Origin of the sequence: Enterobacter soli (genome assembly GCF_964208575.1) — a bacterium.
GTDB classification, from domain to species: domain Bacteria; phylum Pseudomonadota; class Gammaproteobacteria; order Enterobacterales; family Enterobacteriaceae; genus Enterobacter; species Enterobacter soli_A.
This window is the reverse complement of sequence record NZ_CAXOFU010000002.1, coordinates 66,745-91,996: the sequence shown is the minus strand read 5'-3', so window position 1 is coordinate 91,996 and position 25,252 is coordinate 66,745. Positions and strand designations below refer to the sequence as shown.

26 protein-coding genes and 2 tRNA genes are annotated in these 25,252 nt (G+C 57.3%); 12 read left to right on the top strand and 16 right to left on the bottom strand.

Translation table 11 applies throughout. From position 1 onward, the window contains the following. Position 1: 1 nt before the first annotated feature. Positions 2–832 carry an ABC transporter substrate-binding protein gene (locus AB6V08_RS02255; protein ID WP_368541076.1) on the bottom strand — a complete coding sequence of 277 codons (831 nt, stop codon included), beginning with the start codon at positions 830–832 and terminating at the stop codon, positions 2–4. 558 nt (positions 833–1,390) lie between these two features. On the opposite strand from AB6V08_RS02255, the gene AB6V08_RS02250 reads away from it, so the two are divergent. The 4 genes from AB6V08_RS02250 (at position 1,391) to AB6V08_RS02235 (ending at position 5,377) form a co-directional block, all read left to right on the top strand. After that, a complete protein-coding gene (locus AB6V08_RS02250) occupies positions 1,391–2,797 on the top strand; it encodes a DUF1996 domain-containing protein (RefSeq protein ID WP_368541075.1) in 1,407 nt (468 codons plus the stop codon). Between the two features lie 57 nt (positions 2,798–2,854). Continuing rightward, positions 2,855–4,204, top strand: a complete 1,350-nt coding sequence (locus AB6V08_RS02245) for a sensor histidine kinase (RefSeq protein ID WP_439649855.1) — start codon at positions 2,855–2,857, stop codon at positions 4,202–4,204. After that, positions 4,197–4,820, top strand: coding sequence for a response regulator transcription factor (locus AB6V08_RS02240; protein ID WP_368541074.1), 624 nt, complete (start codon positions 4,197–4,199; stop codon positions 4,818–4,820). The genes AB6V08_RS02245 and AB6V08_RS02240 overlap by 8 nt, the downstream gene beginning before the upstream one ends. Positions 4,821–4,897: 77 nt before the next feature. Continuing rightward, complete coding sequence (locus AB6V08_RS02235) at positions 4,898–5,377, top strand: heme-binding protein (protein ID WP_368541073.1); 480 nt, start codon at positions 4,898–4,900, stop codon at positions 5,375–5,377. A 36-nt stretch (positions 5,378–5,413) separates the two neighbouring features. Here AB6V08_RS02235 and AB6V08_RS02230 read toward each other — a convergent pair whose 3' ends face one another. Then, a complete protein-coding gene (locus AB6V08_RS02230; protein WP_003857665.1) occupies positions 5,414–5,554 on the bottom strand; it encodes a hypothetical protein in 141 nt (46 codons plus the stop codon). Between the two features lie 124 nt (positions 5,555–5,678). Between AB6V08_RS02230 and AB6V08_RS02225 the strand changes: the two genes are divergently transcribed. Both AB6V08_RS02225 and AB6V08_RS02220 read left to right on the top strand, forming a co-directional pair. Further along, the gene (locus tag AB6V08_RS02225) at positions 5,679–6,461 is read left to right on the top strand and encodes an MBL fold metallo-hydrolase (protein ID WP_368541072.1); all 783 of its coding nucleotides are present in this window, start codon (positions 5,679–5,681) and stop codon (positions 6,459–6,461) included. A 72-nt stretch (positions 6,462–6,533) separates the two neighbouring features. Continuing rightward, positions 6,534–7,169, top strand: coding sequence for a carbonic anhydrase (locus AB6V08_RS02220; RefSeq protein WP_368541071.1), 636 nt, complete (start codon positions 6,534–6,536; stop codon positions 7,167–7,169). 26 nt (positions 7,170–7,195) lie between these two features. Here the strand turns inward: AB6V08_RS02220 and AB6V08_RS02215 are convergent, their stop codons facing one another. The 4 genes from AB6V08_RS02215 to mdtK all read right to left on the bottom strand — a co-directional run bounded on the left by AB6V08_RS02215 (position 7,196) and on the right by mdtK (position 10,596). Further along, positions 7,196–8,791 (bottom strand): FAD-NAD(P)-binding protein, encoded by a 1,596-nt coding sequence (locus AB6V08_RS02215; RefSeq protein WP_368541070.1) that lies wholly within the window; start codon positions 8,789–8,791, stop codon positions 7,196–7,198. Between the two features lie 120 nt (positions 8,792–8,911). Then, positions 8,912–8,988, bottom strand: a tRNA-Val gene (locus AB6V08_RS02210). 4 nt (positions 8,989–8,992) lie between these two features. Beyond that, positions 8,993–9,069, bottom strand: a tRNA-Val gene (locus tag AB6V08_RS02205). Between the two features lie 153 nt (positions 9,070–9,222). After that, positions 9,223–10,596, bottom strand: a complete 1,374-nt coding sequence (gene mdtK, locus AB6V08_RS02200; protein WP_368541069.1) for an MdtK family multidrug efflux MATE transporter — start codon at positions 10,594–10,596, stop codon at positions 9,223–9,225. A 226-nt stretch (positions 10,597–10,822) separates the two neighbouring features. Between mdtK and AB6V08_RS02195 the strand changes: the two genes are divergently transcribed. After that, on the top strand, positions 10,823–11,464 hold the full coding sequence (locus AB6V08_RS02195; protein WP_368541068.1) for a riboflavin synthase subunit alpha: 642 nt from the start codon (positions 10,823–10,825) through the stop codon (positions 11,462–11,464). Positions 11,465–11,493: 29 nt separating this feature from the next. On the opposite strand, the gene cfa is transcribed toward AB6V08_RS02195, so the two are convergent. Next, positions 11,494–12,642, bottom strand: coding sequence for a cyclopropane fatty acyl phospholipid synthase (gene cfa, locus AB6V08_RS02190; RefSeq protein WP_368541067.1), 1,149 nt, complete (start codon positions 12,640–12,642; stop codon positions 11,494–11,496). Between the two features lie 298 nt (positions 12,643–12,940). Next, positions 12,941–14,140 (bottom strand): purine nucleoside transporter PunC, encoded by a 1,200-nt coding sequence (gene punC / locus AB6V08_RS02185; RefSeq protein WP_368541066.1) that lies wholly within the window; start codon positions 14,138–14,140, stop codon positions 12,941–12,943. A 115-nt stretch (positions 14,141–14,255) separates the two neighbouring features. Between punC and punR the strand changes: the two genes are divergently transcribed. Beyond that, on the top strand, positions 14,256–15,167 hold the full coding sequence (gene punR / locus AB6V08_RS02180; protein WP_368541065.1) for a DNA-binding transcriptional activator PunR: 912 nt from the start codon (positions 14,256–14,258) through the stop codon (positions 15,165–15,167). Between the two features lie 16 nt (positions 15,168–15,183). Here punR and purR read toward each other — a convergent pair whose 3' ends face one another. Further along, a complete protein-coding gene (gene purR / locus AB6V08_RS02175; protein ID WP_368541064.1) occupies positions 15,184–16,209 on the bottom strand; it encodes an HTH-type transcriptional repressor PurR in 1,026 nt (341 codons plus the stop codon). Positions 16,210–16,505: 296 nt separating this feature from the next. On the opposite strand from purR, the gene cydH reads away from it, so the two are divergent. After that, positions 16,506–16,595 carry a cytochrome bd-I oxidase subunit CydH gene (gene cydH, locus AB6V08_RS02170; RefSeq protein WP_042319665.1) on the top strand — a complete coding sequence of 30 codons (90 nt, stop codon included), beginning with the start codon at positions 16,506–16,508 and terminating at the stop codon, positions 16,593–16,595. A 162-nt stretch (positions 16,596–16,757) separates the two neighbouring features. Further along, positions 16,758–17,924 (top strand): MFS transporter, encoded by a 1,167-nt coding sequence (locus AB6V08_RS02165; RefSeq protein ID WP_368541063.1) that lies wholly within the window; start codon positions 16,758–16,760, stop codon positions 17,922–17,924. Positions 17,925–17,959: 35 nt separating this feature from the next. Here the strand turns inward: AB6V08_RS02165 and sodB are convergent, their stop codons facing one another. Both sodB and AB6V08_RS02155 read right to left on the bottom strand, forming a co-directional pair. Then, a complete protein-coding gene (gene sodB, locus AB6V08_RS02160) occupies positions 17,960–18,541 on the bottom strand; it encodes a superoxide dismutase [Fe] (protein WP_368541062.1) in 582 nt (193 codons plus the stop codon). A gap of 122 nt (positions 18,542–18,663) precedes the next feature. After that, positions 18,664–19,431 (bottom strand): C40 family peptidase, encoded by a 768-nt coding sequence (locus tag AB6V08_RS02155; RefSeq protein ID WP_368541061.1) that lies wholly within the window; start codon positions 19,429–19,431, stop codon positions 18,664–18,666. Between the two features lie 339 nt (positions 19,432–19,770). On the opposite strand from AB6V08_RS02155, the gene grxD reads away from it, so the two are divergent. Beyond that, complete coding sequence (grxD, locus tag AB6V08_RS02150) at positions 19,771–20,118, top strand: monothiol glutaredoxin 4 (RefSeq protein WP_003832760.1); 348 nt, start codon at positions 19,771–19,773, stop codon at positions 20,116–20,118. 49 nt (positions 20,119–20,167) lie between these two features. On the opposite strand, the gene rnt is transcribed toward grxD, so the two are convergent. The 5 genes from rnt to eptA all read right to left on the bottom strand — a co-directional run bounded on the left by rnt (position 20,168) and on the right by eptA (position 24,842). Beyond that, positions 20,168–20,818 (bottom strand): ribonuclease T, encoded by a 651-nt coding sequence (gene rnt / locus AB6V08_RS02145; protein WP_368541060.1) that lies wholly within the window; start codon positions 20,816–20,818, stop codon positions 20,168–20,170. 95 nt (positions 20,819–20,913) lie between these two features. Then, positions 20,914–21,321 carry a lactoylglutathione lyase gene (gene gloA / locus AB6V08_RS02140; protein WP_368541059.1) on the bottom strand — a complete coding sequence of 136 codons (408 nt, stop codon included), beginning with the start codon at positions 21,319–21,321 and terminating at the stop codon, positions 20,914–20,916. Positions 21,322–21,420: 99 nt separating this feature from the next. After that, complete coding sequence (locus AB6V08_RS02135; RefSeq protein ID WP_368541058.1) at positions 21,421–22,518, bottom strand: alkene reductase; 1,098 nt, start codon at positions 22,516–22,518, stop codon at positions 21,421–21,423. Between the two features lie 53 nt (positions 22,519–22,571). After that, positions 22,572–23,171: a TetR/AcrR family transcriptional regulator gene (locus AB6V08_RS02130; protein WP_368541057.1), complete on the bottom strand. Its 600-nt coding sequence runs from the start codon at positions 23,169–23,171 to the stop codon at positions 22,572–22,574. Positions 23,172–23,213: 42 nt separating this feature from the next. Then, positions 23,214–24,842, bottom strand: coding sequence for a phosphoethanolamine transferase EptA (eptA, locus tag AB6V08_RS02125; RefSeq protein WP_368541056.1), 1,629 nt, complete (start codon positions 24,840–24,842; stop codon positions 23,214–23,216). A 144-nt stretch (positions 24,843–24,986) separates the two neighbouring features. On the opposite strand from eptA, the gene AB6V08_RS02120 reads away from it, so the two are divergent. Beyond that, positions 24,987–25,226 (top strand): DUF1289 domain-containing protein, encoded by a 240-nt coding sequence (locus AB6V08_RS02120; protein WP_368541055.1) that lies wholly within the window; start codon positions 24,987–24,989, stop codon positions 25,224–25,226. Positions 25,227–25,252: the final 26 nt, after the last annotated feature.

The following is a 25,252-nucleotide window of genomic DNA, read 5'->3' as shown; positions in this document are numbered from 1 at the left end:
ATTATCTGGCTTCTATTTTAAAGGCGCGTGGCTGCGGGGACGGGTTTTGCGGGCCAAACCAGGTATCGTAAATTTTTGCCGCCTGGCCGTTTTTCTCAAGGTTAACCAGCTCGTCGTTCACCGCCTTCAGCAGCGCCGTTTCGCCTTTTTTCACCCCGACGCCAATCTCTTCTTTACTGAGCAGATCCGGCAGGATTTTGAAGTTTGCCTTATCCGGCGCCTGCGCCAGCAGCCCGGCCAGAATGGTGCTGTCCTGGGTGATCGCCTGCACGTTGCCGTTGCGCAGCGCCGTCAGCGCCAGCGGAATGTCGTCATACGACAGCACCCGCGCCTGCGGGAAGCGCTGATGCAGCGACTGTTCGCCGGTGGTGCCTTTTACCGCGCCGATGCGCGCCCGGCTGTAGTCGTCGAGCTTATCGCCAGATTTTGCCGGGACGAGGAACTGCTGTCCGGTCACAAAATAGGGGGTGGAGAAGTCAATCACCTGCGCGCGCTCCGGCGTGATGGTGATGTCTGCCACGATCAGATCCGCTTTCCCCGACTGAAGCAGCGGAATGCGGTTTGCCGGGTTGGTCGCCACCAGCTCCAGCTTCACGCCCAGCGATTTTGCCAGCGCGTTGGCGAAGTCGACGTCGTACCCGACGATATCGTGCGTTTTGGCATCGATCGATCCAAACGGCGGGTTGGCATCAAACGTCGCCACTTTCACCACTCCCGCGGCCTTGATGTCCGCCAGCTGATCCGCCTGCGCCTGGGCGGAGAGCAGGCCGCCCGCCGTCAGTAAACCCAGCGCCAGAGCCAGCTGCTGATAAGATTTTTTGTATGCTGCCATAGTGTTATCTCGTCCTGTCGTTTTTGTTTTGTCCCGCTACGCTCCCATAAGTAAAGGCTATCGCCAAATACGTTATCTGACTTTGCTTGCAACAAAAAAGCATTAGTGAACAAGGTGTTATCGGCAGGTAAAAAGAGTGTGCTGCTATTTGCGCATCCTGCACATCAACAGTCGATTTTGGCATTTCCCCTGAGGCGAATTTGGGTGTTTAACTTAAGCCAGGTTGAGTGAAAAGGGGTAGAGGCAATGAAAAAGTGGATAAGCACGTTACGGCGGTTTTTTGCGACCCGACCCGAGAATGCGGAGAACAGCGCGCAACGTGTTCTTGAGTCGATACTTCCCGTCGCCAGCCTTTACGGCGTAGACGTCGCCAACATTGACCCGGAGTGGTTCCATGATCAAGCGTCACGCTGAACTTCGCCGCACCCGCGAAATGTACTGGAACGAGCTGTGCTAACGGTCTGTAAAGCCGGCGCGAACGGAAAAATACCCGGGGAATTCCTCGGTTAATTAGCGCGCCTTTGCTACCAATGTGTCCTTTCATAAATGGAGATAATTATGAAACGGACTAATTTAGCTCCCGTACTTTCCGCCACCGCGTTACTGATTGCCATGCAGGCGGCACATGCCGGCCCGCAGGCGCAGGTTGTTTGTAGCTATTCCCGCACCCTCGGCGATGACGCCATCATGATGTATGGAATGCCTGACCATGCCATGCTGCATGATTTCTTTGGTAATACCCGCACCGACGCGCATTCGACCGGCGAGTCCCTGCGCGAACATGAAGCCACCACCTGCGATAACAAAGCCGACGGCTCCGCGTACTGGGCGCCGTCCCTGCGCCTGCCGGACGGCACGGTCGTTAAGCCGGCCTATCAAAAAACCTATTATCAGGCGTGGAACGTCGATACCTATCCGCTGCATCCTTTCCCGCCCGGACTGTCGCTGCTGGCGGGGGATCACCACGGCACGGCCCCGAATTCCCGCATTACGTTTTTGTGCGGCAACGGTAAGGGGTACACCAACAAAACCGGCGAGGTCTGCGGCCTGCGTAAAGCCAAAGATGCGGTGCAGTTCAACATCGGCATCCTGTTCCCGAACTGCTGGGACGGCGTTAACCTCAAGCCCGTTCACGGTCAGCCGAACGCCATCTACGACACCAACGGTCAGTGTCCGAGCGCCTTCCCGGTGAAAATTCCGACGGTGAACATGAACGTGGCCTACGTGCTGCCGGGCATCACCTCTCTGGACACCAGCAAGGTGCAGCTCTCCCTCGACCCCGTTATGCACGGCGATGAGCGCGAAGAGCGCTGGGGCAGCCTCTATACGGCGCACGCGGACTTCATGAGCGGCTGGCAGGAGGACGCGGCGCGCTTTATGACCGAAAGGTGCATGAACCTCGGAATGGACTGCGGAACCAACGTGCCCTTTGGCTACTCCCCGGCGAAGGCGAACGTCTGGCTGAGCAGCCTTGAGCCGAGAGCCACCCAGCCCGCGCCCCAGGCGCTGCTGGTGCAGGACAACTGGAAAAACGGCGGGCGCACCAAAAACAGCGAAACCCTGACGCTGGTGAAGTTTAAAATTCCACCGCTGCCGGCCGGACAGGATACCTCCACCTTTAAATACAGCGTGCGTATTTATGGCGGGAAGGTGGAGAAAAACGGGGCGGATCAGATCTTCTTCTACCCGACCAGCAACAACTGGGACCCGGCCACGGTCACCTGGCGGACGCGTCCGGCCTGTAACTACAATTCCGATGCGATCCTCTATCTGAACGCCTCGCGCGAATACCGGATGGTGAACGTCGATAAAGCCGTGCGTAAGGCGCTGGCGGAAGGCAAGACCGAGATCTCCTGGTACATCGGCGGCGACCGCCAGGGCAACCACTACCAGTTTGAACCGGCGCCCTCCCGCGAAAGCCTGATCCTGATGCTGACCGGGTTTAAAACCACGCCGGAGATCTGATAACGGCAGGTTTTTTTTTGTTCTCTAAAAGCGTAGCTGGTAATGTCGTCTGCCTGAATGACTGCGCCAGTTAACGCCATGAACACCAGCCACCTTCGTCAACGCAGCATCGCCGTCTGGGTGCTGCTTTGTCTTATCAGCAGCGCGCTGCTCTACGCCGAACAAATCCGCCGCCAGTACTGGGAGCGCGATCGGGCGTTCTCAACCCTGTTTTCGAACCTGAGCGCGGTACTCACCGAGAATGAGTCGGTCTTACCGCTGCTCAACGGTGACGAAGACATCGCGGCGCTGCGCAAAAAGTTCCCGCAAATCATCGCCCTGGAGAAGACCTCCCGGCGTCCGCTGGATGCCGCGCGCGTTGAAGATTTTCACGAGCAGAGATACTGGCTGTACAACCCCTGGCGGCAGATCCGGGTGCTTATCGACCTCACGCCGCTGCTGACGGCCAGCCGGAACTTCTCGCACCTCGACATCCTTTCTGCGGATCGCCCCGACCCGCAGCCATCGGGCGCGTTCTGGCACTGGCAGCGCACCTTCCCGCAGCATACGCAACCTTTTACGCTCAGGGCGGACGCCGAACCTGACTGGCTCGCGGTGTCGTGGTTTCTCTATCCACTGGTCTTTATTGCCTGGGGCGGCGCGGTGGCGGCGGCGAGCATGGTGCTCTGGCAGCGCCGGGCGCGAAAAGAGGCGGAGCAGCGCGCGCACTACTATCAGCACGCCAGGCTGAACACGCTGGGGGAGATCACCGCGGGGATCGTGCATGAAATCAACCAGCCGCTCACCGCCGTGCAAACCTGGATCCAGGGCGCCCAGCGCCAGCAGGCACAGGACAATCCGCAGGCGGTGTCGCAGGCGCTGGCGGCGGCGCTGGTGCAGACTCAGCGCATTAGCGCGCTGCTGACGCGTTTTCGCGAACACGTGGTGCAGGAAAAAGTGATCCTGCGCGAAACCGGCCTGGCGCAGTGCTGGCAGCAGGTTGTGAATTTACTCGAGCACGAGCGCAGGGCGGAGCATATCACCGTCAGCCACGCCTTCGCGGCGGATGCCGCCACGGTCATGGCCGACGGGCTGTGGCTGGAGCAGGTGCTGCATAATTTACTCAGCAATGCGATTCAGGCCCAGCAGGATATCCCGCGGGGCTGGGTGCGGATTGAAAGCCAGAAACGCGAGCGTGACATTGAGATAACCCTTACCGACGGCGGGCCGGGATTTAGCCCGGAGGCGCTGCAACATGCGTTTATGCCGTTTTACAGCGGACGCAAAGAGGGCATTGGCCTCGGTATGACCTTAACGGAATCCCTGATGACGCGGATGAACGGTTCGATCGCCCTCGACAACGCGCCGGGCGGCGGGGCGCGGATCCGGCTGCGGCTGGCGCAGGGAAAGGAGACAGCAAATGGATAACGTAATTTACCTGATTGACGACGACGCCTCCGTCCGGGAGTCGCTGGCATTTTTACTGTCGGGGATGCGCTGGGAGGTGAAAACCTGGGACAGTGTGGATGGCTTTACGGCGGCGCACCGGGGGGAGACCGCGCTTGTCGGCTGCCTGCTGCTGGATATGCGCATGCCGGGCAAGGGCGGGCTGACGTGGCTGGAGGAGGGCGAATGGCCGTGGCCGCTGCTGCCGGTGATTGTCATGACCGGACACGGCACGGTGGATGCCTGCCGCCGGGCGTTTCGCAGCGGCGTGTTCGAGTTTTTCACCAAGCCGCTGGACGCCGATAAGCTCATCGAAACCGTGGGGCTGGCGTTCGAAGAGAGCCAGCGGCGGTTTGCGCTTTGGCAGGACGTTTCGCAGATTAACGCCCGCGTCGAACAGCTGACCGCGCGGGAGCACGAAGTGCTGGTGGTGCTGATGGAGGGCTGCAGCAATAAAGAGGCCGCACTGCGCCTTAACCTCTCGCCAAGAACCGTGGAAGCGCACCGCGCCGCGGCGTTCGCCAAGCTGGGCGTCAGCAGTCTGGTTCAGGCGATCCGCGATTACGACAAACTGCAATCCGTAAAACTACCTGGATAACTGCGTAATCAACCGAATTACCTTTCATTGCACACGCGGATAACCTCGAGGTGTCTCCCACTCTTCGAGGATAAGCGATGAAAACGATAACCATGGTTGCGGCGCTGGTCGCAGGTAGCCTCACCCTGACGGCGCAGGCAGAAACGCTGAGCCAGAAAAATCTCTCGCTGGCGCAGGCCAACGCCCTGGCGACGTCCGCCATTCAGGCCTGTACGGCGAAAAATTACCAGGTCACTGTCACCGTGGTTGACCGCGCGGGCGTGGTGAAAGCCGTTCAGCGCACGGACAACGCCGGGCCGCACACGGTTAAAGCCAGCGAGATGAAAGCCTATACCGCGCTCAGCGCCAAGAATGCGTCGGGCAAGGTGATGGAAGCGGCGCAGAGCAACGCGGGAGCGCAGAATATGCGCGATGTTCCCGGCTTCCTGCTGCTGGCGGGTGGCCTGCCGGTGAAAGAGGGCGATGAGGTCATCGGGGCGATTGGGATCGGCGGTGCGCCGGGCGGTCATCTTGACGAAGCGTGCGCCCAGCAGGCGATCGACGGATTGAACAAGTAATATAAAAAAAGCACCGGCCTAACCGGTGCTTTGTCATCAAATCTTGCAGGCATCGCCGCAGTCATCGTCAGCTACAATCGCCTGCGCTTTTTTGTCCGCGTCATCCAGACGTTCAGCGTTACGCTCTTCGGCTTCATCCAGTCCGTTAAACACCAGATTGTCGAGATCAATTTCCATAATTTACCTGCTCATTCAGTTTTTGATACTGGCACAGTATAGGGCAAAAAAGCCCGGCAATGTACTTCGCAGCACATAAGGATAATCCCTGCCATACTCAGAGCTTTATCCCGGAAAAGCGCTCATGATTACACTGTGTAAAACCTGCGGCACCTCCTATGACCATCAGCCCGATCGCTGCCCGATTTGCGAGGACGAGCGCCAGTACGTTCCGCACACCGGGCAGGCGTGGACGAGCCTTGACGCCGTGACCTCCGCGCACAGCAACAAATGGCAGCAGCTCGAGCCGCAGCTGTTGAGCATCAAATCCGTCCCCGCGTTTGCCATCAATCAGCGCGCGCTTTTACTGCTGACCCCGCAGGGCAATATTCTGTGGGATTGCATCCCGAACCTCGACCCGGCGACCCGGGCGCTGATTACCGCGCTGGGCGGGCTGCGCGCTATCGCGATTTCACATCCGCACTACTACTCCACCATGCAGGACTGGGCGGCGGCGTTCGATGCGACAATCTACCTGCACGCCAGCGACAGAGAGTGGGTGATGCGCGACAGCCCGGCCATTCATTTCTGGCAGGGCGACGCGCTGGAGATTATGCCGTCGGTCACCCTGCTGCGCCTCAGCGGGCATTTTGCGGGCGGCACGGTGCTGCACTGGCAGAATGGCGAGGGTGTGCTGCTGGCGGGAGACATTTTGCAGGTCACGCCGGGCAAAGACGCGGTATCGTTTATGTGGAGCTATCCGAATATGCTGCCGCTGCCTGCCCGCAGCGTCGAGCGAGTGACGGGGCTCCTGGAGGGAAAACGATTTGCGCGCCTGTACGGCGCCTTCGAGGGGCAGAATATCCCGGCCCGGGCCGATGAAATCGTGCAGCGGTCGGGCCAGAAATATATTGCTTGTCTCAGGTAAAGGGCGGTGGGTAAACTTCAGGAGCGTGATCGCAATCACGCCTAAATTAAAACAGATAAAAGAGATATTGCTATGCAACATATCATTGAAGGTTTTCTCAGCTTTCAAAAAGAAGTCTTCCCGCAACGCAAAGAGCTCTTTCGCAGCTTAGCGTCCAGCCAGAATCCCAAAGCGTTGTTCATTTCCTGCTCCGACAGCCGTCTGGTGCCAGAGCTGGTCACCCAGCAAGAGCCAGGACAGCTCTTTGTCATTCGTAACGCCGGCAACATCGTGCCGCCGTTCGGGCCGGAGCCAGGCGGGGTTTCTGCGACCATCGAATACGCCGTTGTGGCGCTGGGCGTGACCGATATCGTTATCTGCGGCCACTCTAACTGCGGCGCGATGAAAGCGATTGCCGACAATGCGGATCTCGGGCCGATGCCTGCGGTGTCCCACTGGCTGCGCTACTCCGATGCCGCGAAAGCGGTGGTGGAAAACAAAACCTGGGACAACGGCACCGACAAAGTGAACGCGATGGTGCAGGAAAACGTCTTCGCCCAGCTGAGCAACATCAAAACGCACCCGTCCGTTGCGGTGGGCCTGCGCAATAACTCCATCCGCCTGCACGGCTGGGTGTATGACATTGAAAGCGGCGTGATCCGTGCGCTGGACAAAAACACGAAAACCTTCGTGTCGCTGTCGGATAACCCGGAAGTCTTCTTCGAGTAATCCCCGTCCAGGGCACGGATGCCCTGCTAATCGTCGCTGTAGGGCAGCGTCCTGCGCAGACCCGACGCGTTTCTCTCCGCCGCTTTTGCCATCGCTTTTGCTATCTCTGCACATTCCGACAGACCCTGCACGAAGGGTTGATCGTGCATCAGCCAGGGGATCGCCCCAAAGGCCACCCGACCGCGAATAGACGCCGGGGCCGTGAGGGTATAGTCATCGCCGAACGCCGGCAGCGCTTCCCCGGTCGCCATCAGCTGCCTGCGCAGCGAAGGGAAGGGCAAATCTTTTACCTTGAGCGGCTTCTGCCCGCGGGCATCGATATAAACGTCAAAGCGGTAGACGTTATCCTGAGTCGTAATCACCGTCTGCGAACTGCCCACCTCCAGCTGATAGTCATTGCCAAGCGCCATCACGCTCAGCACGCCCGCCTCGCGCAGCGCCAGCAGCCGGCGAATGGACTGGGAGGGGATAGCGGCGTAATTGTCGATAAACACCCGCTGCAGCCCTTTCTTGAAGCGCTCCCGGTCCCGCTCGTTCAGGTGCGGCACAATCTCCTGAACCACTTCATGCAGGCGCAGAATGGTGTAGCGCCAGGCCACGGTGTGCTTATCGCGCTTGTTTTGCTCAACTTCCTTCAGGTTTTCCTCAGCCCAGCGAAACGGGTCGTGCTTTTTACGATCCGCGTACCAGGCCTCGAGCAGGCTGTCGGCGTCCAGATTGTGCAGACCGATCTCTTCACACCACTGCGGGTCGGCAAGTTTCAGCTCTTCCACCATCAGCGTATACACCCGATCCAGCAGCCCGTCGTCGCCTTTGTCGATTTCGCGCTGTACGGCCGCTTCGGTCAGGATCTCCAGCGGCTCGTAGGGGATGGGGCAGTAAAAGTCGGCTTCCGGCAGAATGCCGGAGCGGGACATCAGGGTGATGCGTAACTGCCGGCTCGCCTCGTCCAGGATGAAGCGATCCTGCACAAAATCCCCGTGCTGGATGGCAACGGCCATTGCGGCGTCCAGCCCGCTGAGGGATGTGCCCATGATCCCCACCCGACAGGCGGAGATTCTGGCGTCCATCAGCCCTGACCACGGGCTTGGGAAGTAGGTGCGGGTGGATTCGTCTTCGTCAGGCCAGACGTGGCCCGTTGCCACCACGGCCAGATCGAATCGCGCCGGGAAGGGGCGATCGTTCACCGAGAGCGTTACGCCGTCCGCGTCCGCATCCAGATCGGTAACGGCGGAGGCTTCGTGGATCGCCACCTCGAACCCGCGCTGCCTGGCCTTTTCGACGATGGCTAAAAACCGATCGCGAAAATATTCACCTAATAAAATGCGGGGCAGGAACTGCCGATCGTGCAGCGTGGCTTTATCGACGCGATAGCGCGCCAGATGGCTTTCGCTCAGGCTTTTCAGCCAGTCGAGATAGGTGATAAACAGCGGGGGAATTTCGATGCTGGCAATGTTGGCCAGCATCAGGCGCGAGTTATCTTCATCGCTGTAGGGCATCCCAACGCCGGCCTCATCAGCCTGTTCAAAGACCGTTACCGAAAGCGGGGCGGGGTTTTGCAAAAGCGAGTAAAAGGTGTAAATCCCTGTCGGACCTGAGCCGATAATCGCAATTTTCTTCATCAACACGCTTCCTGTGCTTTTTTAATCATGAGAAAAGCGTAGCAGGATAAATGTTAAGAAATTCAGCTAAGGGGATAATTCAGAAGATAAGAAGGAATTTGCACCATTTCAGGACTGAAATGGTGCGTCCGAGTGGACTCGAACCACCGACCCCCACCATGTCAAGGTGGTGCTCTAACCAACTGAGCTACGGACGCAGAATGGTGCGTTCAATTGGACTCGAACCAACGACCCCCACCATGTCAAGGTGGTGCTCTAACCAACTGAGCTATGAACGCAACGTGTTGTCGGCGACAACGGGGACGAATATTAGCGGCACTCCCCGGATCAGGCAAGAGGGAAAACGCAATTTTCTCTCAGATTTCACGCGATTGCTGTATTCCCGTTCAAAATGCAGAGAAAGTAGCCGCCCGCCAGCGGCTACTGTGCATTTAACGCGCGGCGCGCTGCAAAATCACCGTCGATGGCTGACGCTGCAGGAAGCGCATTCGCAGCATCATCAGAATAGCCGCCGAGGTTAAGCCGATGATAAAGCCCATCCAGAAGCCCGCCGGGCCCATCCGGTCGACCACCAGATCCGTCAGCGCCAGCACGTAGCCGCTCGGCAGGCCCAGCACCCAGTACGCGGTAAAGGTAATAAAGAAGATAGAGCGCGTATCTTTATACCCGCGCAGCACGCCGCTGCCGATCACCTGGATGGAGTCGGAAATCTGGTAGATCGCCGCCAGCAGCATCAGGTGCGAGGCGAGAGTCACCACCTCCGGGCTGTCGTTGTAGAGCAGGGCAATCTGCTCGCGGAACGCCACGGTAAAGAGCGCGGTACAGGCCGCCATGCACACGCCCACGCCAAGCCCGGTGCGGGCGGCGGTTTGTGCGTCAAGCGTAGAACCTTGTCCCAGACGGAACCCGACGCGAATGGTGACCGCCGCGGCAAGGGACATTGGCAGAACGAACATCAGCGAGCTAAAGTTCAGCGCTATCTGGTGCCCGGCAACGTCCACAATGCCCAGCGGCGACACCAGCAGGGCGACGACCGCGAAAAGCGTCACTTCGAAGAACAGCGCCAGGGCGATAGGCAGCCCGAGCTGCACCAGGCGTGTCAGGATCGTCATGTCGGGCTTGCTGAAGGACGCTTCGTTCCGGATATCGCGCATGGAGCGGGCGCGCTTAACGTAGGTGAGCATGCTAAAGAACATCACCCAGTAAACCGCCGCCGTCGCCACGCCGCAGCCGACGCCGCCGAGCTCCGGCATCCCGAAATGCCCGTAGATAAAGACGTAGTTGACCGGGATATTTACCAACAGGCCGATAAAGCCCATCACCATACCGGGCTTGGTTTTCGCCAGCCCTTCACACTGGTTACGTGCCACCTGGAAGAAGAGATAGCCCGGCGCGCCCCACAGCAGCGCGCGCAGATAGCCCACGGCTTTATCCGCCAGCGCAGGGTCGATGTTGTGCATCGCGCGGATGATATGACCCGCGTTCCACAGCACCACCATGATCAAAATTGAAACGGCGCCCGCCAGCCAGAACCCCTGACGAACCTGATGCGCGATGCGTTCGCGGCGCCCGGAGCCGTTAAGCTGGGCGATAACCGGGGTCAGGGCTAACAGCAGGCCGTGACCAAAAAGAATCGCCGGGAGCCAGATAGAGGTTCCGATGGCAACCGCGGCCATATCGGTGGCGCTGTAGCCACCCGCCATGACCGTATCCACAAATCCCATTGCGGTTTGAGCAACCTGCGCGACGATCACTGGTATAGCCAGTGCCAATAGCTGACGCGCCTCATTCATGTACTTCTGCACGTGAACACCTTTGTATTGTTGTTATTTGAGAGACTAAAAAAGCCGCCGTAACTGGCAGCAAGAAAGAAAATGCAGGGGGGTGCCAGCTATTGTAGCGGGGTTTAACTAATTATCTAGTGAAAAAATCGCCAGAAAATGCGCTCCGCTGGCAACCTGTTTTTCCAACTGTTATTGTGGTGGGATTAAACGGTGTCACCACCGTCCGGAAAAAACAGGAGTTGTAAGCATGTTTACTGGTATTGTTCAGGGCACGGCTAAACTGGTGTCCATTGATGAAAAACCCAATTTCCGCACTCACGTTGTCGAGCTGCCGGAATATATGCTCGACGGTCTGGAGACCGGAGCATCGGTTGCGCATAACGGCTGTTGTTTGACGGTGACGGAAATTAACGGCAACCACATCAGCTTTGATTTAATGAAAGAAACGCTGCGCATCACCAACCTGGGCGAGCTGGCGGTGGGCGATACCGTGAACGTAGAGCGTGCCGCGAAGTTCAGCGATGAGATTGGCGGCCATTTGATGTCGGGTCACATCATGACAACCGCCGAAGTTGCGAAAATCCTGACGTCAGAAAATAACCGCCAGATCTGGTTTAAAGTTCAGGATCCGACATTAATGAAATACATCCTTTATAAAGGATTTATTGGTATTGACGGTATTAGCCTGACGGTAGGCGAAGTGACGGCAACGCGTTTTTGCGTGCATTTAATTCCTGAAACATTACAGCGCACAACGCTGGGTGCAAAAAAGCTGGGGCATCGGGTGAATATTGAAATTGATCCGCAAACCCAGGCGGTAGTGGATACCGTCGAGCGCGTGCTGGCGGCAAAAGAGGCCGCGATAATTAAAGCGGCTGAAGCAGAATAAAAATAACCCCGGATATCCGGGGTTATTTTTTATCGGGCGACGCGCAGGCCGTGTTCTATCCCGCGACTGAAAACAACCTGCCACAGCTGAATATCCCTTGCGCGAAACGCGCCCGCGCAGGCATTCAGATAATAAGTAAACATGCGTTTGAATCGTTCGGAATAGTTGTCGGCAATTTCCGGCCAGGCGGCCTGGAAACGGGAATGCCACGCCATCAGCGTGGTATCGTAATCCGCGCCGAAGTTATGCCAGTCTTCCACAATGAAATGCGGCTCGCTGGCCTTCGCAATCTGGCGCACGGACGGTAAACAGCCATTCGGAAAGATGTATTTGTTAATCCACGGGTCGACGCTGAGATCGGTTTTCTTCGAGCCAATGGTGTGCAGCAGGAAAATACCGTCCGGCTTCAGGTTACGGTCGGCGACGTCAAAATAGGTGTCGTAGTTTTTAGGCCCAACGTGCTCGAACATCCCGACGGAGACAATCCGGTCAAACTGGTCGTTCAGCTCGCGGTAATCCTGCAATAAAATGGTGACGTCCAGCCCCTGACACCGCGTCTGCGCCATCTTCTGCTGCTCGGCAGAAATCGTCACGCCAACCACGCTGACGCCGTAGTTCTGCGCCATATACTGCGCAAGACCGCCCCAGCCGCAGCCGATATCCAGCACCCGCATCCCCGGCTGTAGCTGTAATTTCTCGCAGATTAAGCGCAGCTTCGCCTGCTGGGCATCTTCGAGGGTTTCAGCATCTTTCCAGTAAGCGCAGGAATACTGCATGAAAGGGTCGAGCATGCGGCTGAAAAGGTCATTGCCGAGGTCGTAATGCTCTTTACCGACAATCCACGCCCGCTTTTTGCTTTGCAGGTTGAACAGGCGGGCAGAGGCGACGCGCAGGGTATCTTTGAAATTACGCGGAAGCTGGTTTTCAAGACCGGCGCGGAGCACGCTGGAGAAAAAGATGTCCAGCCGCTCGCAGTCCCACCAGCCGTCCATATAGCTTTCACCCAGTCCTAACGATCCCTCCTGCAAGACACGCTTGAAAAAATCAGGATGTTTGACCTGGAGATCGGAGGGGGAAGGCCCGTTAATGGCGATGCCTGCACGTCCCAATAGTTCACTGACGATCCTGGACCAATTGTCGTCCGGAACGCTGACTTCTTCTATACACGATGAACTCATAGCTTCTCCATCACCTTGCTGTGATCAGAACCTTCAAACAGCGTAGACGCTTTTTATGGTTTGTGAGAAATCTCACGGTATTCCACCGCGAGGCTAGTATCCGACGTAGAACAGAGGAAGGGAGATAACCCTTGCCGAAATGACTGCAATGTAAAACGGGAGCACGCTGGCTCCCGTTAATACTTAATATTTATCGTATTTAATCGAACCAAATTTAGTATAGGCCTCAAAATTTGGTGATTCAATAGAAAATTCTTAGCAACCTAATCACTGAAATGTAACATAATTTCCGGCGCGATTAGGCGTGCGAGGTTTCCGCCCGCGCGTCGGCATCCTGCGCTTTTTGGGCGGACGACTGCATTTTGTAGCCGATGCCCGCAAGCGCAACGGTCACCAGCATCACGCTGGTGGTGGTCAGCAGCGGCGTGGCAATCAGGGCGGATACCACCAGGCTCGCCAGGAAACAGAGCCCAAGCTGGAGCGTGTTTTGCAGCGCCGCGGCGCGTCCGGTCGCCTGTGGGAACGGGCGTAGCGCCTGAGCCACCACAATCGGGTAAATGGCACCGTTAGCGATAGCCATCACGCAGAACGGGATCAAAATTTCGGTCAGACCCGCGCCCGGAATAAACCCGACCGCCCAGGTGCCGATCACGCTGAACGCATAAAGCACCAGAAGCCAGGGCAACATCTGCTGACCCTGCCATTTTTGCAGCGCGGCGCGACAGCCGTAGCCGCCCACCAGGAAGGCGATGGTCTGCGGGACGTAGCTCAGGCCGATGGCAGCCGGGCTGTAGCCCATATCGTGCAGAATAAACGGCGAACCGGTCAGCCATGCGAAGAAGCTGGCAGAGCAGGCCGCGTAGATGAGCACGTTACCGCGGTACGCTTTGGCGCGCAGTAAAAAGGTAAAGGTGATCGGCTTCGCTTGCGGATGAGGCGCTTTTTTATGCGCGGGCTTGAGCGCAAACGCGGGCAGCATCAGCACCAGCGTGATGGCGAACAGGGTGGCGAAAATGGCCTGCCAGTCGAAATGGGCGAGGATCCAGCTTCCCAGCAGCGGCGCAAGGGCAGGAGAAAGGCCGACCAGCGGCATAATGGTGGCGAAGATGCGGTTGGTGCGCGATGCCGGGTAGTAATCCGTCACCAGCGCCTGCCAGGTTACCGCCGCAGCGCAAACGCCTACCGCCTGAACAAAGCGCAGCACCAGCAGCCAGGTCGCGTCGCGTACCCACAGCATCCCCAGGCAGCCCACGGCGAAGATCGCCAGACCCAGCAGCAGCACCGGCTTGCGGCCAAAACGGTCGGACAACGGCCCCCACAGCAGCTGCGCGAAGGCAAAACCGGCCAGGAACAGGCTCAGGCTGGCGCTGATGGCGGCGGCAGGGGTTTGCAGGTCTTCCTGCATGGCGGCAAAAGCAGGCAGATACATGTCGGTCGCTAAAAAGCCCAGCACGCTCAGGCCGCCGAGCCAGACTAAAAATCCTTTCCCGGGTTGCATTCTTTTATTCTCCTTTGGGAGGCAGGTGTACGTTGGCGCAGAGTGTAGGGAGTGCAAAGCGGCTTGTGAAACGCTAATATTTGGCGGTTGCATTCAAAAATTTTGCAGGCAGAAAATGTGGTCAGATTATTCTCTTGAAGTTGTGGATGCTGTCGCCCGTAACGGCAGCTTCAGCGGCGCCGCGCAGGAACTCCACCGCGTCCCTTCGGCTATCAGCTATACGGTTCGTCAGCTCGAAGAGTGGCTCGCCGTTCCGCTGTTCGAACGCCGCCATCGCGACGTGGAATTAACGCCGGCTGGTGCGTGGTTTTTGAAGGAAGGGCGTTCTGTTATCAAAAAAATGCAGATCACCCGCGAGCAGTGCCAGCAGATCGCTAACGGCTGGCGCGGGCATCTGTCGATTGCGGTGGACAATATCGTTAAGCCCGAGCGGACGCGGCAGATGATCGTCGATTTCTATCGCCACTTCTCAGACGTTGAGCTGCGCGTGTCCCAGGAGGTGTTTAACGGCGTCTGGGACGCGCTGGCCGACGGCAGGGCGGAGATGGCGATTGGCGCCACGCAGGCGATCCCGGTCGGGGGGCGCTACGCCTTTCGGGACATGGGGATGCTGAGCTGGAACTGCGTGGTGGCAAGCGATCATCCGCTGGCGAAGATGGAAGGACCGCTCAGCGACGATACGTTGCGCAACTGGCCGTCGCTGGTGCTGGAAGACACCTCGCGCTCGTTGCCCAAGCGTATTACCTGGCTGCTGGACAACCAGCGTCGGGTGGTGGCGCCGGACTGGGAGTCCTCGGCAACCTGCCTCTCTGCGGGGCTGTGTATCGCGATGGTGCCGGTGCATTTCGCGAGGCCGCGCATCGATGCCGGGGAGTGGGTGGCGCTGGAGCTTGAGAACCCGTTCCCGGATGCCGCCTGCTGCCTGACCTGGCAGCAAAACGATATCTCGCCCGCGATGGCCTGGCTGCTGGATTACTTAGGAGACAGCGAAACGCTGAACCGGGAGTGGTTACGGGAGCCAGCTTAACTGGCTCCATAAAAGATTAACGGCGGTAGTCGCGGAACGGGCCGTCCGCCACGGAGCGGCGCTCGATAAGACGCGGGTGAACCTCAATCGACTGAGACTCTTCACGTTTATTCACGATCCTGTCCAGCAGCATGTTGAAGGCCGTTTCGCCCAGCGAATCTTTCGGCTGGTGGATAGTGGTCAGCGCCGGGGTGAAGAAACGCGCGTTGCGCACGTTGTCATACCCGATCACCGAAATATCCTGCGGCACGCGGAGGCCCAGCTCGTCGGCCGCGCAGAGCGCGCCCATCGCCATGATATCGCCGCCGCAGAAGACGGCAGTGGGGCGATGCTGCTGGGAGACGATCTGCTGCATGGCGCGATAGCCGGATTCCGGCTCAAAGTCACCCTGCACAATCCAGTTTTCCGGCACCGAGATCAGCGCTTCTTCCATGGCTTTCATAAAGCCCGCCAGACGGCCCGCGCCGGTGTTGCGCTCCAGCGGGCCCGGGATCACGCCAATCTCGCGGTGGCCGCGCTCAATCAGGTAGCGGCCGGCCATATAGCCGCCTTCGAAGGCGTTATCGATAACCGAGTCGGTAAAGTCGGCGCGCGCTTCGCCCCAGTCCATCACCACCATCGGAATGTGGCGATACTCTTCGAGCATCGACAGCACCGATTCCGGGTATTCGGAACACATCACCAGCAGGCCGTCGACGCGCTTTTGCGCCATCATCGACAGGTAAGCGCGCTGCTTTTCGATGCTGTTCCAGGCGTTGCCCAGAATCAGGGTATAGCCTTTCTGGAAGCAGTTTTTCTCAACGGCTTCGATAATTTCAGCAAAATAGGCCGCTTCGCTGCTGGTCGCCAGCAAACCAATCGATTTGGTGTGGTTGACTTTGAGGCTGCGCGCAACCGCACTCGGTGAGTAGTGCAGCTCTTTGATGGCCGCCCAGACGGCGTTGCGCGTTTCTTCAGCAACAAAACGGGTTTTGTTAATAACATGTGATACGGTTGTAGTGGAAACGTTTGCGCGTTTTGCTACGTCTTTAATTGTTGCCATTAAATTTCACTCCAGACCATATCCTAAGCTCCTGAAAAACGGGAAGGTAAACGTTTGCCTTCTCACACCCTTATCACGCAACTTTGGATTGCGACACGCCGGGAAAACGACACAGGACGTCAGGAGGGGATCAATGGCCGGTACGCTAATAAATTTAGCGTGGAATTTTGTCCTATCTTGATGAAAAGGGGAAGAGCAAAAGTGGTTATCATTTTAAATCCAGGAAGATTTTTGACGTAAACTGTGTAAAATGAGCAGGCTCACTTTTCGTAAGGTGATTAAAAGGAGAGAAATTGATGAGTTCGGATCTTAAGTTTTCGCTGGTTACCACCGTTATTGTGCTGGCGCTGATTGTGGCTGGCGGTTTAACGGCTGCACTGCATTGATTTACACGGGGGGGAGCCTTCTCCCTCCTGCTTTCCCCGATTGTTACTTATCCTGCAAAAATCTTTTGCCATTTTGTTAACTTCTCATTTTTTGTGATTGATGTCATGCTTTCGGCTTCTTTATTCTGTGTCGTGAAATGACGCGGCATCCGGAGTTGACGCATGAAAATCAATTTTCCCCTGCTGGCCCTGGCGATTGGCGCCTTTGGGATTGGCACCACTGAATTCTCCCCGATGGGACTGCTGCCGGTTATTGCCCGGGGCGTGGATGTCTCTATTCCTGCCGCCGGGATGCTGATCAGCGCCTACGCGATCGGCGTGATGGTCGGCGCGCCGCTGATGACGCTGCTGCTGTCGCACCGCGCCCGGCGCAACGCGCTGATTTTCCTGATGGCGATTTTTACCCTCGGGAACGTCCTGTCCGCCATTTCCCCGGATTACACCACGCTGATGCTGTCGCGCATTCTGACCAGCCTTAACCATGGCGCGTTCTTCGGGCTGGGCTCGGTCGTGGCGGCAAGCGTGGTGCCGAAGCATAAGCAGGCCAGCGCGGTGGCGACCATGTTTATGGGCCTGACGATTGCCAACATCGGCGGCGTACCTGCCGCGACCTGGCTCGGTGAAGCGATTGGCTGGAGAATGTCCTTCCTCGCCACCGCGGCGCTAGGCGTGGTGGCGATGGCGGCGCTGTTCTTCTCTCTGCCGAAAGGCAGCGCAGGGGAGCGCCCGGACGTGCGTAAAGAGCTGTCGGTGCTGATGCGCCCGCAGGTGCTCTCCGCGCTGCTCACCACCGTGCTGGGTGCCGGGGCGATGTTTACCCTCTACACCTATATTTCCCCGGTGCTGCACGACATCACCCACGCAACGCCGCTGTTTGTTACCGCGATGCTGGTGCTGATTGGCGTCGGGTTCTCCGTCGGTAACTACCTCGGCGGGAAGTTTGCCGACCGTTCGGTAAGCGGCACCCTGAAAGGGTTTTTAACCCTGCTGATTGTCATTATGGTGGCGATCCCGTGGCTGGCGCGTAGCGAAATCGGGGCGGCCGTGGCGATGGTCGTGTGGGGCGCGGCAACCTTTGCGGTCGTTCCTCCGCTGCAGATGCGCGTGATGCGCGTGGCTCACGAAGCGCCAGGGCTTTCATCATCCGTAAACATCGGGGCGTTCAACCTCGGGAATGCGCTGGGCGCGGCGGCGGGCGGTGCGGTGATTTCCGGCGGTCTTGGGTACAGCTTTGTGCCGGTGATGGGGGCGATTATTGCGGCGCTGGGTCTGCTGCTGGTGGTGATGTCCGGTCGCAAACAGCCTGAAACGGCCTGCGCGGCGGAATAAAAAAACGCAGAAGGGCGAACCCTTCTGCGCGTCTCTTACGCTGCGAAGTTCTTCGCAACAAATTCCCAGTTAACCAGCGCCCAGAAGTGCTCCAGGTAGTTCGGGCGCGCGTTACGGTAGTCGATGTAGTAAGCGTGCTCCCACACGTCCACGGTCATCAGCGGCGTTGCGCTGGTGGTCAGCGGGGTGCCCGCGTTAGACGTTGATACGATAGCCAGTTTGCCATCGGCCTCTTTTACCAGCCAGGTCCAGCCAGAACCGAAGTTTTTGATCGCCGCGTCGGTGAATTTCGCTTTGAAATCAGCAAAGCTGCCGAAGGCTGCGTTGATGGCAGCGGCCAGTTCGCCCGCAGGTTCGCCGCCCGCGTTAGGTGCCAGGCAGTGCCAGTAGAAGGTGTGGTTCCACACCTGAGCGGCGTTGTTGAATACGCCACCTTCAGAGCTACGCACGATCTCTTCCAGGGTTTTACCTTCGAACGCGGTGCCTTTAATCAGGTTGTTCAGGTTGGTGACATAGGTCTGATGGTGTTTGCCGTAGTGGTATTCCAGGGTTTCCGCAGAAATATGCGGAGCCAGGGCGTCTTTTGCATACGGTAATGCAGGTAATTCGAACGACATTGCTTCTCTCCTTATTGTTTTTAATGTTGCCAATAACCTTACAGACAACAGGGATAGAGTAGCAAATTGAAAGGGTATGCAAAAGAGGAACTTACCCTGCCGCGGCTGCGGCAGGGCAGGGATTAACGAATGGTTTGCGGGGTCATTACGCGGCGTGCGCCTACGTAGTGACGTACCCAGTAATCTTCGCTGAGGGAGGTGATTTGAATGTCCTGGCCGCTGCGTGGCGACTGGATAAACTTCCCGTTGCCGACATACACGCCAACGTGATCGGCGGTGCCGCGCCCCTGGGTGCGGAAGAAGACCAGATCGCCGTTTTCCAGCTCCCCGCGATTAACCGGAGAGGCATCGCGCAGGTGGTACATTTCGTTTGCGGTGCGTGGAATGCGGAATTTCACCAGGTCTTTATACGCGTAATAAACCAGGCCGCTGCAGTCGAAGCCGGTGCGCGGAGATGTGCCGCCCCAGCGATAAGGTTTGCCAATCTGGCCCATCAGCTTGTTCAGCGCGGTTTTCTGCGCTTTCTGCACGCGCACTTTGTGCACTTCCGCAATCTTCATTCCCTTAACGCACTTCGCCTTATGACCTTTGCGGGTGGTGCATTTTTCGGTAACGAGGTTGGCGGCCGTTTTTTGGACTTTGCGCGAGCTGGATGGGGTAATACGAGTGACTTTGGCTTTGCTGGAGGAGGTGCGTTTGGTTTTTGCGGTGGTTTTTTTCTTTTCGGTCTTGCTGGCTGTTTTTTTCTTACGTTCTGTGGTTTTCGCCAGATGCGTTTTTTGCACGGCAGACTGCCGCGCCTGCTGAGAGGCGTTCGCCGCTGGCGTGAATGCGAGTGATGTAAACAGTAAAGCACAGAGCGTGATCGAGATTTTATTTATCCGCGCCACTGGCCAGTCCCCTGATTAAAGCAGGTCATCAATACTACCTGCGTGTGATTTTCAAAAACCCGTCGATTCTAATCTATAAAAACCCTGAAAGTTAATAGCATTTTTCAATCTAAAAATCTGTTTCGTTAGCAAGTGCAAATATTTTGATCAATCTGTCGCACTCTTGCTCGCTTCTTAAGCAAAACCTTATGCGGAACAGGGTTAAGCTACATTTGGAATGCAACTTTTAGCGGTAACGGTTAAAATATATAGACGTGACAAAAATGTTATTTTCCGATGTCGCTCTGAACCGCTACAATGTCAGACGAATGCCGTAACAGAAGTTTAAGGAAGCAAGACATGAGCACCACTATTGAAAAAATCCAGCGCCAGATCGCTGAAAACCCGATTCTCCTGTACATGAAAGGTTCTCCGAAACTGCCTAGCTGCGGTTTCTCCGCGCAGGCGGTTCAGGCGCTGTCTGCCTGCGGCGAGCGCTTTGCTTACGTTGATATCCTGCAAAACCCGGACATTCGCGCTGAGCTGCCAAAATACGCAAACTGGCCGACCTTCCCACAGCTGTGGGTTGACGGTGAGCTGGTTGGCGGTTGCGACATCCTGATCGAAATGTATCAGCGTGGCGAACTGCAACAGCTGATCAAAGAGACTGCGGCGAAGTACAAAACTGAAGAGCCAGACGCAGAATAAGCTTCTGCGGAGACAAAAAAGCGACCTGTTCAGGTCGCTTTTTTTTTAACTATTCTTCGCTGTCGCCCGTCGGCAGCGGCCAGCCGCCCAGACGCTTCCAGCGGTTGACGATTTCACAGAACAGCTCCGCCGTGCGCTCGGTATCGTATAGTGCCGAGTGCGCCTGGGTGCCGTCAAACTCAATTCCCGCCGTGATGCAGGCTTTGGACAGCACCGTCTGCCCCAGCGCCAGGCCGCTCAGAGCGGCGGTATCAAAGGTCACGAACGGGTGGAACGGGTTGCGTTTGAGCGACGCGCGCTCGGCGGCGGCCATCATAAAGCTGTGATCGAACGTGGCGTTGTGCGCCACCATGATCGCCCGGCTGCAGTCGCTCTCCTTCATGCCTTTGCGCACCATTTTGAAGATGGCGTGAAGGGCGTCGTATTCGCTGACCGCGCCGCGCAGCGGGTTATGCGGATCGATGCCGTTAAAGGCCAGCGCTTCCGGCTGCAGGTTGGCGCCTTCGAACGGCTCAACGTGGAAATGCATCGTGGTGTCCGGCGAAATCCAGCCCTGTTCATCCATCTTCAGCGTGATAGCGGCAATTTCAAGCAACGCATCGGTTTTAGCGTTAAATCCGGCTGTTTCTACATCAATGACAACGGGATAAAAACCACGAAAACGGTCGCACAGACCGGTAAATTGAGCGTTATCGGACATCAGGGTCTCTTACATGGGGAAAAAAGCAGTGCGCATTATGGCAAATTTTAAGAGGGGATGCAGTAAAACAACGGGCGCATGATGCGCCCTGAGGATCAGTTGCCCAGACCGCGACCGGCGTCTTTGGCTTCAATCAGCTCGATTTTGTAACCGTCTGGATCTTCAACAAACGCGATCACCGTGGTGCCGCCTTTGACCGGGCCGGCTTCGCGGGTGACGTTACCGCCGTTGCTGCGAATGCGCTCGCAGGCTTCGGCTGCGTTATCAACTTCCAGCGCGATGTGGCCGTAAGCGGTGCCCAGCTCGTAGCTGTCCACACCCCAGTTGTAGGTCAGTTCGATCACGGCTTCGTCGGATTCTTCACCGTAACCGACGAACGCCAGCGAGTATTTGTATTCCGGGTTTTCGCTGGTGCGCAGCAGCTTCATGCCCAGAACGTTGGTGTAGAAGTTGATAGAACGTTGCAGGTCGCCAACACGCAGCATGGTGTGAAGTAAGCGCATAATTTCCTCTTTAACCAATGGAAGGGATTATCTTTTTGATCAGAAACGATGTTTTAGTATAGCGGCGAAATATCGCCGCTATCAATGCACAACGGGGAATTACAGGGAAGGGTAGTCGGTATAGCCTTCTGCGCCGCCGCCGTAGAAGCTTTCCGGGCGCTGCGGGTTCAGCTCGGCTTTCTGCTTCAGGCGAGCCACCAGATCCGGGTTGGCGATGTAATCACGACCGAAGGCCACGGCGTCAATCAGACCTTTGCCGATCAGATCTTCCGCTTTCTCCGGGGTGTACGCGCCCGCACCGATAATTACGCCGTGGAAGCGCTCGCGCACTTTCTGGCGGAAGGCGTCGGTATACGGCTGACCGCCGGCCCAGTCCGGCTCGGACATGTGCAGATAGGCAATGCCGCGCTTCGCCAGCTCTTCAATCAGATACAGCGCGTCGGCTTCTTCGTTCGGGCCGTTGTCGACGTTCTGGAAAGAGCCGATTGGGGATACGCGGATACCAATGCGGTCGGCGCTCCACTCTTTGCACACGGCGTCAACCACTTCCAGCACCAGACGCGCGCGGTTCTCTACGCTGCCGCCGTACTGGTCGGTACGGTGGTTAGAGGACGGAGACAGGAACTGGTGCAGCAGGTAGCCATGGGCGGAGTGCAGCTCAATCAGGTCGAAGCCTGCTTCACGGGCGTTCGCCACCGCCTGGCGGAAATCGTTCACGATGCCCGGGATCTCGTCGGTTTCCAGCGCGCGCGGCATAGAGGTATCGACGCGGATGGCGTGACCGTTCTCATCACGCAGGGAAGTACGGGTGTTCGCGCTCAGAGCAGAGGCCGACACCGGCGCCTGGCCGCCAGGCTGGATACTGCTGTGCGAAATACGACCAGTGTGCCACAGCTGAACCGCGATACGGCCATCTTCTGCGTGAACGCCAGCGGTGATTTTTTTCCACGCGGCGATCTGCTCCGGGCTGTGCAGGCCAGGCGCGCCGGCATAGCCTTTCGCCTGGGCGGAAATCTGGGTGGCTTCGGTGATGATGAGACCCGAGCTTGCGCGCTGACGGTAATATTCACCCATCAGTGGCGTTGGGATATCGCCCGGCTCAATGCTGCGCAGACGCGTAAGCGGCGCCATAAACACGCGGTTTGGGGCGGTAACAGCACCCACTTTCAACGGGGTAAATAGTTTTTCAGCTGACATAAAGACTCCTGAGTAGACCAGTCGACTAGTAAAAGGGTAAATAAAAACGCCTGCTAAACGCCAGGCGTTGTAATACTGCTTTTCACATGAGCCAGCGCGCTTTCAAGCGGCACCGCACTGCGAGAAATTTTGGCCTGCAGGTTTGCCCCTAGCCAGAGCGCGTACAGCACCTGCGCCTGAGTGAGCGGCTCACCGGAAAAGGCCAGCGTTTTTTCTTCGCGGCCTTTCTCAAGCGCCTGAGCCAGCAGGGCGATGACGCCGCGGGCTCCTTTGTCCATTGCGGTGCGCATATCTTCGGAAAGATCGCACACCTCGGCAGACAGTTTTACCGTCAGGCATCCGCTGATAATGCCCTGCTGACAGAACTGGTTCAGCGTTTCCTGATAGTAGTTAAGAACACGGTCGCGATAGTTCCCTGCACCACTGTCAAAGTGGGCGGCGAGGCGCTGATGGTAACCGGCATAGTGCCGTTCCAGCATGGCCACGCCAAAGGCCTCTTTGGAGCGGAAGTAGTGGTAAAACGACCCCTTCGGTACCTCAGCGGTTTTTAACAGTTCGCTCAGCCCCATCCCGGTAAACCCGCGATGCATGCAAAGCCGCTCGCCGGTCGCCAGTAGGTGTTCGCGTGTGTCGTGTTCTGTCTGTCTGCTCATGGACGGCACTGTAATAGACCGTTCGGTCTAATGCAAGTGGGTTTACTGGCGACAGCCATTGAGAATATCCAGCTGCTCCTGATAAACCGTTGATTTAACGTTCATCATGCCCAGCACGGTCGAGAACAAATTGTCCTGGGAAACCGCATTTTTTGCAGCATGGTCTCGTATACACTGCTGATTCACGCCGAAGTTTTTCGCGTAATCCGGCGAAAGCCAGAACATAAACGGAATGTGCGTTTGCTGCTCGGGAGCCAGCATGTAAGGCGTGCCGTGCAGGTAAATTCCGCTTTCCCCCAGCGATTCACCGTGGTCGGAAAGGTAAATCAGCGCCGTGTTCATGCTGCCCTGACGCGCTTTCAGGGCGTCGATGGTTTTGCTGACCACGCTATCGGTGTACAAAATCGAGTTGTCGTAGGTGTTGATCAGCGCCTGGTGGTCGCAGTCCTGGATCTCGTTGGTGTCGCAGGTTGGCGTGAATTTACGGAAGCTTTCCGGGTAGCGACGATAGTACGCCGGGCCGTGGCTGCCCATCAGGTGAATGACCAGCACGGTGTCCTGCTTCAGGCCGTCCAGCACGTTATCCAGACGGTAGAAGTTCACGTCGTCGATACAGGATTTATCCTTGCAGAACTGGTCGAGCTTCCACTGGGTCATGTCGGTGTGCGGAATGCGGTCGCACGCCCCCTTACAGCCGCCGTCGTTATCGCGCCACAGCAGGTTGATTCCCGCGTGTCCGAGCACGTCGAGCAACCCTTCCTGATGGCGGGCGAGGTCAGCGTCGTATTTTTTGCGCGTCATTCCGGAGAACATGCAGGGCACGGAGACGGCCGTTTCCGTGCCGCACGACGAGGCCTGCGGGAAGTTAATAATGTCTTGCTTTTTCAGCTCCGGGTTGGTTTCACGCGCGTAGCCGTTCAGCGAATAGTTCGCCGCGCGGGACGCTTCGCCCACCAGCAGCACCAGCACGGTCTTTTTCTGCTGGCCGGAAATCACCGGGCCTTTATGGGCATCTTCACCGATGCGCACCAGCGTTTGATCGCCCGCAAACCACCGCATTTTGCTGTATTTCACCACCGCGCTGACGTAGTTCGCCGGGGTCACCATCTTGACGATGCTTTTATTGTTACGGAACAGCGAAGCGTAGTCTTTGTAGAAAACGGAGGCCACCAGAATAATCACCAGCAGCGCGCCGAGCATCGCGGCAGCGCGCGTCAGCAGGGCGTACCACCACTTTCCGCTGCGAATGCGCGTCGCGGCGAGCACCAGCGAAGGGATTAAACCGGCAATGACAATCCAGGCGATCAGCTGCGGCGTCACCAGAGCGGTCGCTTCCTGGGAGTTGGTTTCGAACACGTTCACAATCATGTTCTGATCGATGACCGCGCCGTAGGTATACATGAAGTAGGTCGCGCCCGCGCATCCCATGGTTAGCAGGATCAGCAGCGGCTTGCGGATAAAGGGGATGTTGAGCAGGCTGAAGACAATCACCCAGCCGCAAAACAGCACCAGCGGCACCGAGGCGGCAAACAGCATGTCGTGCAGTCGAGCAGGGGCGATGATGGCCCAGCTGCGCTGAATGAACAGGGCGTTCAGCACGGTGAAGAAGAGAGCACAGGCCAGAGTGAATTTTGTATCGTTACACTGTAACTTTTTGATGAACCGCGTCATAAATGAACCATTCTTTATAGTGATGCGGCGAGTATAGAGAGGGAAGATTAGTGAAACCTTAATGCCACATTTCTGTGTTAAAGCCTTGCACGCGCGGCATTTAGCGTCTTCACTGTAGGTGAGTAACGGTTTCTGGAGGTGTGTGTGGCAGAGCAGCTGGAGTTTTTCCCCATCCAGAGCCCGTGCCGGGGAATTTGTCAGGCAGACGAGCGCGGCTATTGCCGCGGGTGTATGCGCACCCGCGAAGAGCGGTTTAACTGGCAGAATTTTAGCGACACGCAAAAACAGGACATTATTCGCCTCTGTCGTCAGCGCCTGCTGCGCAAATTACGCGCAAACAAAGCGGCCGATGCCGAAGAACCTCAGCAACCCTCACTGTTTTAGCAGCGTAATTGCGTATACTCATAGCA

Excerpts from the sequence above, each read along its gene's own strand:
- AB6V08_RS02255 (WP_368541076.1), bottom strand. The coding sequence starts at position 832 with ATGGCAGCATACAAAAAATCTTATCAGCAGCTGGCTCTGGCGCTGGGT.
- AB6V08_RS02250 (WP_368541075.1), top strand. The coding sequence starts at position 1,391 with ATGAAACGGACTAATTTAGCTCCCGTACTTTCCGCCACCGCGTTACTG.
- AB6V08_RS02245 (WP_439649855.1), top strand. The coding sequence starts at position 2,855 with ATGACTGCGCCAGTTAACGCCATGAACACCAGCCACCTTCGTCAACGC.
- AB6V08_RS02240 (WP_368541074.1), top strand. The coding sequence starts at position 4,197 with ATGGATAACGTAATTTACCTGATTGACGACGACGCCTCCGTCCGGGAG.
- AB6V08_RS02235 (WP_368541073.1), top strand. The coding sequence starts at position 4,898 with ATGAAAACGATAACCATGGTTGCGGCGCTGGTCGCAGGTAGCCTCACC.
- AB6V08_RS02230 (WP_003857665.1), bottom strand. The coding sequence starts at position 5,554 with ATGGAAATTGATCTCGACAATCTGGTGTTTAACGGACTGGATGAAGCC.
- AB6V08_RS02225 (WP_368541072.1), top strand. The coding sequence starts at position 5,679 with ATGATTACACTGTGTAAAACCTGCGGCACCTCCTATGACCATCAGCCC.
- AB6V08_RS02220 (WP_368541071.1), top strand. The coding sequence starts at position 6,534 with ATGCAACATATCATTGAAGGTTTTCTCAGCTTTCAAAAAGAAGTCTTC.
- AB6V08_RS02215 (WP_368541070.1), bottom strand. The coding sequence starts at position 8,791 with ATGAAGAAAATTGCGATTATCGGCTCAGGTCCGACAGGGATTTACACC.
- AB6V08_RS02195 (WP_368541068.1), top strand. The coding sequence starts at position 10,823 with ATGTTTACTGGTATTGTTCAGGGCACGGCTAAACTGGTGTCCATTGAT.
- cfa (WP_368541067.1), bottom strand. The coding sequence starts at position 12,642 with ATGAGTTCATCGTGTATAGAAGAAGTCAGCGTTCCGGACGACAATTGG.
- punC (WP_368541066.1), bottom strand. The coding sequence starts at position 14,140 with ATGCAACCCGGGAAAGGATTTTTAGTCTGGCTCGGCGGCCTGAGCGTG.
- punR (WP_368541065.1), top strand. The coding sequence starts at position 14,256 with ATGTGGTCAGATTATTCTCTTGAAGTTGTGGATGCTGTCGCCCGTAAC.
- purR (WP_368541064.1), bottom strand. The coding sequence starts at position 16,209 with ATGGCAACAATTAAAGACGTAGCAAAACGCGCAAACGTTTCCACTACA.
- cydH (WP_042319665.1), top strand. The coding sequence starts at position 16,506 with ATGAGTTCGGATCTTAAGTTTTCGCTGGTTACCACCGTTATTGTGCTG.
- AB6V08_RS02165 (WP_368541063.1), top strand. The coding sequence starts at position 16,758 with ATGAAAATCAATTTTCCCCTGCTGGCCCTGGCGATTGGCGCCTTTGGG.
- sodB (WP_368541062.1), bottom strand. The coding sequence starts at position 18,541 with ATGTCGTTCGAATTACCTGCATTACCGTATGCAAAAGACGCCCTGGCT.
- grxD (WP_003832760.1), top strand. The coding sequence starts at position 19,771 with ATGAGCACCACTATTGAAAAAATCCAGCGCCAGATCGCTGAAAACCCG.
- rnt (WP_368541060.1), bottom strand. The coding sequence starts at position 20,818 with ATGTCCGATAACGCTCAATTTACCGGTCTGTGCGACCGTTTTCGTGGT.
- gloA (WP_368541059.1), bottom strand. The coding sequence starts at position 21,321 with ATGCGCTTACTTCACACCATGCTGCGTGTTGGCGACCTGCAACGTTCT.
- AB6V08_RS02135 (WP_368541058.1), bottom strand. The coding sequence starts at position 22,518 with ATGTCAGCTGAAAAACTATTTACCCCGTTGAAAGTGGGTGCTGTTACC.
- AB6V08_RS02130 (WP_368541057.1), bottom strand. The coding sequence starts at position 23,171 with ATGAGCAGACAGACAGAACACGACACACGCGAACACCTACTGGCGACC.
- eptA (WP_368541056.1), bottom strand. The coding sequence starts at position 24,842 with ATGACGCGGTTCATCAAAAAGTTACAGTGTAACGATACAAAATTCACT.